General features: G+C 61.2%; 2 protein-coding genes. Both read left to right on the top strand.

Features of this window, described 5'->3' with window-relative positions:
• Positions 1–55: 55 nt before the first annotated feature.
• The gene (locus D9C15_RS33140; RefSeq protein ID WP_128003711.1) at positions 56–475 is read left to right on the top strand and encodes a zinc-ribbon domain containing protein; all 420 of its coding nucleotides are present in this window, start codon (positions 56–58) and stop codon (positions 473–475) included.
• 176 nt (positions 476–651) lie between these two features.
• The gene (locus tag D9C15_RS33135; RefSeq protein ID WP_128003710.1) at positions 652–1,104 is read left to right on the top strand and encodes a hypothetical protein; all 453 of its coding nucleotides are present in this window, start codon (positions 652–654) and stop codon (positions 1,102–1,104) included.
• Positions 1,105–1,264: the final 160 nt, after the last annotated feature.

Raw genomic sequence — 1,264 nt, 5'->3', positions numbered from 1 at the left:
CTCGCGGCCCAAGCGCCAACCCGCGGCGGTCGCCTCAGCTCAAACGTTAGGCCGCATGAAGCGAGAACGCCCCGCCCGCCCTCCCATCCTTGAACGCCGCCGCTTGAAGCGTGGAGCCAGGGCAGCCGAAGTAGCGCAAGAACTAGAACGCGAGCGAGCCAAGGCTCAGCGCGAGCTCGCGAAGAAACACGTACTGGTCAATCCCGATAACCTGTGCCCAAACAATAGCTACGACACACCCGACTTCGTGAAGCGTGGCTACTACGTGGACAGGCCATTCACCTGCAAGTCTTGTGGTGTCTCGCAAGTCTGGACCGAGACACAACAGAAGTGGTGGTACGAGAGCGCGAAGGGCGATGTCTGGGCAGTGGCAGTCTTGTGCCGTCCATGTCGCCGGAGAGAGCAAGCTCGCCGCGCCGCTGCGCGAGAAGTCCATCTCTCGGGCTTGGCTAGCAAGAGGCGGAATGCGGCCTAACCCTTCGCTCGAGCGGACCCTCTCCGGCAAGGCGCCTTGGCCGCGAGGCGGTGAGGCCTATCATCCGCCTCGCGGCCAAGGCGCCTTGCCTCCGCGGCCCGCTCAGCTCAAACGTTAGGCCGCATACATGCACCGTTCGCGGGCTTCGATTCTCATTCGGCGGAGGCGGATTGCTGATGTACAAAAACGTTGAGCAGTTTGTCGAGCGCAGTCTCTTGACTTACCTGCAGGCACGCAACTTCAAGCTTGTCAAAAGCGACCGCTGGTTCTTTGGTCTCTTTGGTGGCAGAAGCCAAACTTGGCAATCTGCCACCGTTCGCGTCTTAGCTGCGGTTGAATATGACGGCCAAGGTACTGTTCACCTCTCATCCGTGAAGGCGCCAACGAGAACTCACCTAGCGGAGTATGTAATCGCCTTTCTGGAACGTCGCCCGGTAGAGCGCCTCCCTGACGAAGGGCTTGGTACGAAGCTTTCGTCGCACCACGAAGCCATCGCTGCCCTTTTGTCAGCGGATGGGTCCGATCGGGCCCAAGAGTTTTGCGACTGGGAGCGTCGGGAGAGCGAACGCATCTTCCGTGAGGCTACCGCCTTGTCCGTCAACTACGAGAGTCCAAGAGATGCGGCCTAACCCTTCGCTCGAGCGGACCCTCTCCGGCATGCCACCCCGGCCGCCCAGTGCGGTTTACCATGTTGCACCGGTCGGCCGAGGTGTCATGCCTCCGTGGTCCACTCAGCTCAAACGTTAGGCGTCAGAGTCCCCACCGAGCCGCGTCGCATCGATGCTCACC

The sequence above is a fragment of the Piscinibacter defluvii genome (genome assembly GCF_004011805.1).
Classification (GTDB): domain Bacteria; phylum Pseudomonadota; class Gammaproteobacteria; order Burkholderiales; family Burkholderiaceae_C; genus Piscinibacter; species Piscinibacter defluvii.
The sequence above is the reverse complement of the archived record's forward strand: the minus strand, read 5'-3'. Positions and strand labels throughout refer to the sequence as shown.

Bases quoted from the DNA above. Each gene is read 5' to 3' on its own strand.
- D9C15_RS33140 (WP_128003711.1), top strand. From the start codon at position 56: ATGAAGCGAGAACGCCCCGCCCGCCCTCCCATCCTTGAACGCCGCCGC.
- D9C15_RS33135 (WP_128003710.1), top strand. From the start codon at position 652: ATGTACAAAAACGTTGAGCAGTTTGTCGAGCGCAGTCTCTTGACTTAC.